This is a genomic window from Neobacillus drentensis, assembly GCF_036965245.1.
GTDB classification, from domain to species: domain Bacteria; phylum Bacillota; class Bacilli; order Bacillales; family Cytobacillaceae; genus Neobacillus; species Neobacillus drentensis_G.
The window spans coordinates 178-4804 of sequence record NZ_JBALPG010000199.1 but is presented as its reverse complement, the minus strand read 5'-3'; the positions used below and the strand labels follow the sequence as shown (position 1 = coordinate 4804).

General features: G+C 35.1%; 3 protein-coding genes. All 3 read right to left on the bottom strand.

Annotated features, from left to right (window positions below):
* Positions 1-68 precede the first annotated feature (68 nt).
* Complete coding sequence (locus V7150_RS25145; RefSeq protein ID WP_335523733.1) at positions 69-1445, bottom strand: sensor histidine kinase; 1377 nt, start codon at positions 1443-1445, stop codon at positions 69-71.
* Positions 1446-2132 carry a response regulator transcription factor gene (locus V7150_RS25140; protein WP_335523731.1) on the bottom strand — a complete coding sequence of 229 codons (687 nt, stop codon included), beginning with the start codon at positions 2130-2132 and terminating at the stop codon, positions 1446-1448.
* Between the two features lie 138 nt (positions 2133-2270).
* The coding region (locus V7150_RS25135; protein WP_335523728.1) for a heavy metal translocating P-type ATPase at positions 2271-4627 on the bottom strand (2357 nt) is incomplete at its 5' end.

Below are 4627 nucleotides of genomic sequence, written 5' to 3'. Positions count from 1 at the left end.
AAAGAGCTTTAATAAGAAAAAATCCTTATTAAAGCTCTTCTTTATGAATAGAATCTATATTTCCATTATTAACTGATTTCATTTTTAGGAAAATGAATCGTAAACTTCGTTCCTTTTCCCTCTTTACTCTCTACATCAATACTTGCATTGTGAAGCTGCAGGATATTCTTCACTATTGTTAAACCAATACCATTCCCTTCGATTTGATGTCTGCTCATATCCCCCCGATAAAGTCTTTCAAATATAAAAGGCAAATCTTCCTGCTTAATTCCGATACCATTGTCACTTACTTCCACGACGATGTTTTTTACCTTTTCATATAATTTAACTTGCATCCTTCCTCCTTGTTCTGTAAATTTAAGGACATTAGAGAACAAGTTAATAAAAACTTGTTTTAGTTGATCTTTATCACCTGATATCAGGTACATATGATTAGATTGAATCGTCAAATCCACCTTAATGCTTTTTTTATCTGCGTCCAAATAAAAATCGTTGCATATTTCTGCTATGAATTCATCAAGATAGATCGTTTCATACTTTAGCTTTGTACTTTCAGCTTCAAATTCCTTTAAAATATTTAAATTATTTATTAATTTTCCAAACCTAATTACTTCTTCATTAAGATAATGCAATTTCTCTATTGTCACTGGATAAACCCCATCAATCATTGCCTCTAGGTTGTTTTGCAGAACATTTAAGGGAGTTCTAATTTCATGCGATATATCAGATACTAATCTTTTTCTCAGCGTATCCTGATATTTTAATTTTCCTGCCAAAACATTTACACTTTCTTGTAAATCTTTAAGTTCGATAATGTTACTTTTTATACTAGTTTTGCTTTCAAAATTCCCTTTTGATAAATTTACTGACATCCTTGCAACTTCGCTAATCGGATTCGAAAATTGCTTGGAAAAATAAAGGCTAAAACCGCTTATAATTAGAAGAGTCAGAGCTCCGCTTATAACAATGCTTTTATTAATGGAGTCTTTAAAGTTTACATCTTCTTCCGTCATGAGTATAGATGAATACTGTCCAATATCGACATATCCGACAATCTTACTTTTTACTTTAATATCAAATGATTTTGTAGTGTAAACACCCTTATCCTGAACTGGCATTGCATCCTTATTTAACTGAATTCTTATATCATTTGGGTCCATACCCCACACTGGTTTTTTATTTTGATCCAAAAGTGTTAAGCAATAGTTGCCCATATAAGCTTCGTGCATAAGCTCAATCCCGGTATCCTTTGTCCACTTACCTTCTCGTTTATAAACATCTTCTAAATAAGTGACGATTCTTTGATATCTTTTATTCTGTAAATCAACCATATATTGATTAAACTTATTCGTTACAGTAATGTTGACAAACAATGTAACTAGAAGGATTGCGGCAATAGTGCACATAATAAATAAAATACTTAATCTTTTGCTGATTGAATGCACTTAAAACACTCCTCCGAATTTATAGCCTGCTTTCATTACTGTTACAACATATTTAGGATTCTTCGTATCCGTTTCAATCTTTTTACGAATATTTTTAATGTGAACATCAATAGTTCGATCGAACCCGCTAAAATATCCCCTATATAGTTTTTCAATAAGTTGTTCTCTAGATAATACTTTTCCTTTATTTACTGCAAGTGTCCATAAAATATTAAATTCATTTGGTGTAAAAGGGATCTCCTTATTACAAACCTTAACAGATCTTTTTTCACTATTTATCATTAGATTTCCATCGTCAAAAATAACACTTGATGAATGAATTCTCCCATTTATTCTTCGGAAAAGTGCATTTACCCTTGCAGTCAGCTCTCTAGGACTAAACGGTTTAATTAGATATTCATCAGCACCAATATTAAGCCCCTCAATTCGATCATTTAAAGACCCTTTTGCTGTTAACATAAAAATATGTACATCAGAGGATTGGCGGATAATTTTACAAACTTCTTCTCCACTTATATCCGGAAGCATTAAATCAAGAATCACCAAATCAATCTCTTTTGTTTTAAAAATTTCGATACCTTTCAAACCTGTTAAAACACAATAAACTTGATATCCTTCCTTTTCTAAATAAGCTTTTAAAACTGTAGATACACTTTCCTCATCTTCAATTAATAAAATATTAAACATGTATTTCACCCAGTTTTTTTAAATTTAATACCCTTGTAAAGTCAGTATACTAGCTAGCGAAAGTGTAAAAAGTGAAAAAGGCTGACAATTATGTGTCAGCCTTTTTAAACCTGATAAAGTAATATTTCTTTTATTCAATTACAATTTAACTTTTTGTAATCGTAATGCATTTAGAACAACTGAAACTGAACTGAATGCCATGGCAGCTCCGGCAAGCCATGGTGCCAAAAATCCTAGCGCAGCAACTGGAATGCCAAGAGAATTATATGCTAATGCCCAGAAAAGATTTTGTTTAATATTGGTAATGGTTTTTTTACTCATGAAGATGGCATCAGCAATACTATTTAAATCGCCGCGAATCAGGGTGATATCTGCTGCTTCCATTGCAACATCTGTACCAGTGCCAATTGCCATTCCGATGTCTGCTATTGCCAATGCAGGGGCATCATTAATTCCATCTCCTACCATGGCCACTTTCTTACCCTTCGCCTGCAATTTCTTGATTTCATCTGCTTTACCCTCTGGCAGAACTTCGGCTATAACATGATCAATTCCAGCCTGTGCAGCGATTGCCTTTGCTGTCTGCTGATTATCACCTGTAATCATGATCACATCAAGTCCCATTTTTTTAAGGCGGCTAATGGCTGTTTTGGAGGTTTCTTTAATCGTGTCTGCAACAGCGACAGTACCTGCATATTGACCGTCAATAGCAGCCAGCATCGCTGTTTTTCCTACCCTTTCCATTTCATCCATCTTAACAAGGGCATCAGCAATTTCAACCTTAAATTTATTCATTAGTTTTCTTGTACCAACTAAGATTTGTTTTCCCTCTACAATTGCTTTGATTCCAAATCCAGGGACAGCCTCAAATTCAGCGACTTCTTTTAATGGAATCCCTTTATCTTTAATACCTTGAACAATCGCTTGCGCAAGTGGATGTTCTGATTGCTTTTCAGCTGACCCTACTAATGCTAAAAATTCTTCCTCACTAAACAAACCTTCCGTGAAAACATCCGTTAAAACTGGTGTTCCATTTGTTACCGTACCTGTTTTATCCAATACCACTGTGGCCACTCGGTGGGTCATTTCCAAATGTTCTCCACCTTTAAAGAGGATTCCATATTCAGCTGCACGGCCGGAACCAGCCATAATCGATGTTGGCGTTGCCAATCCCAATGCACATGGACAAGCAATAACGAGAACCGCAATCATTTTTTCTAATGCGTCTGCAAAATCTCCAGGTACAACCCAAACATACCAGATAATAAAAGTTATAATGGCAATGGCAACAACAATTGGAACAAACACTCCAGAAATCTTATCAGCAAGTCGTTGGATAGGAGCTTTTGAACCTTGTGCTTCCTCTACAACTTTAATTATTTGCGCTAGTGCAGTATCCCTTCCAACTTTTGTGGTTTCAATTTGTAAAAACCCATTTTTGTTAAGAGTTGCACCAATTACCTCGTCACCTATACTCTTATCAACTGGGACACTTTCACCAGTCAGCATCGATTCATCAACAGCAGAACGTCCTTCAATAATTATCCCATCAACTGGAATCTTTTCACCTGGTTTGATATAAAGAAGGTCTCCAACAACTACTTCTTCAATTGGAATTTCTAGTTCAATACCGTTTCTCATAACAGTAGCTGTCTTTGCCTGCAGACCCATTAATTTTTTAATCGCTTCTGAGGATCTTCCTTTTGCTTTTGCTTCAAATAGCTTTCCTAAAATGATTAATGTGATTAATATAGAACTTGTTTCATAATAAAGTTCTACTTCATGAGCACTTTTTTCCATTAGGGACATCATTGATAAATATAAACTATAAAAATAAGCGGCGGATGTACCTAATGCAACAAGTACGTCCATATTGGCACTCTTGTTTTTAAGTGCTTTATAAGCACCGATATAAAATTGGCTTCCTATAATAAATTGAACTGGGGTCGCTAAAGCTAGCTGAACCCAGGGATTCATAAAGATTTTCGGCACCCATATAAAGGAGGTAAACGAAAAGTGGGCCACCATTGCCCATAAAAGCGGAAACGATAGAATCGCTGAAAAGATAAATTTTTTCGACTGTTTTGCAATTTCTTTCTGGCGATGATCACTTGTTTCATTCGTCTCTTCTATTATTTGGGCCCCATAGCCAAGGGCTTCTACTTTTTTTATAATGTCGGAATTCGTAAGCATGGACCCATTAAACTCAACAGTTGCTTTTTCAAGTGCTAAATTTACATTCGCCTTAACAACACCTTCTAACTTATTCAAACCCTTTTCAATTCTTGTTGCACATGCTGCACAAGTCATTCCGGTGATGTCAAACTCTTCCTTCTCAGTAACAACGCCGTATCCTAAATCTCTGATTTTCTTTTCTATATCATCCACATTTATTTGTGAAGGGTCATATTTAATTGCGGATTTTTCTAAGGCAAGATTAACATTTGCCGACTCAACGCCCTCTAGTTTGTTTAGCCCCTTTTCAATTCTTGTTG

What these genes read in the sequence shown, in the direction of transcription:
- V7150_RS25140 (WP_335523731.1), bottom strand. Translation starts at nt 2,132, where the DNA reads ATGTTTAATATTTTATTAATTGAAGATGAGGAAAGTGTATCTACAGTT.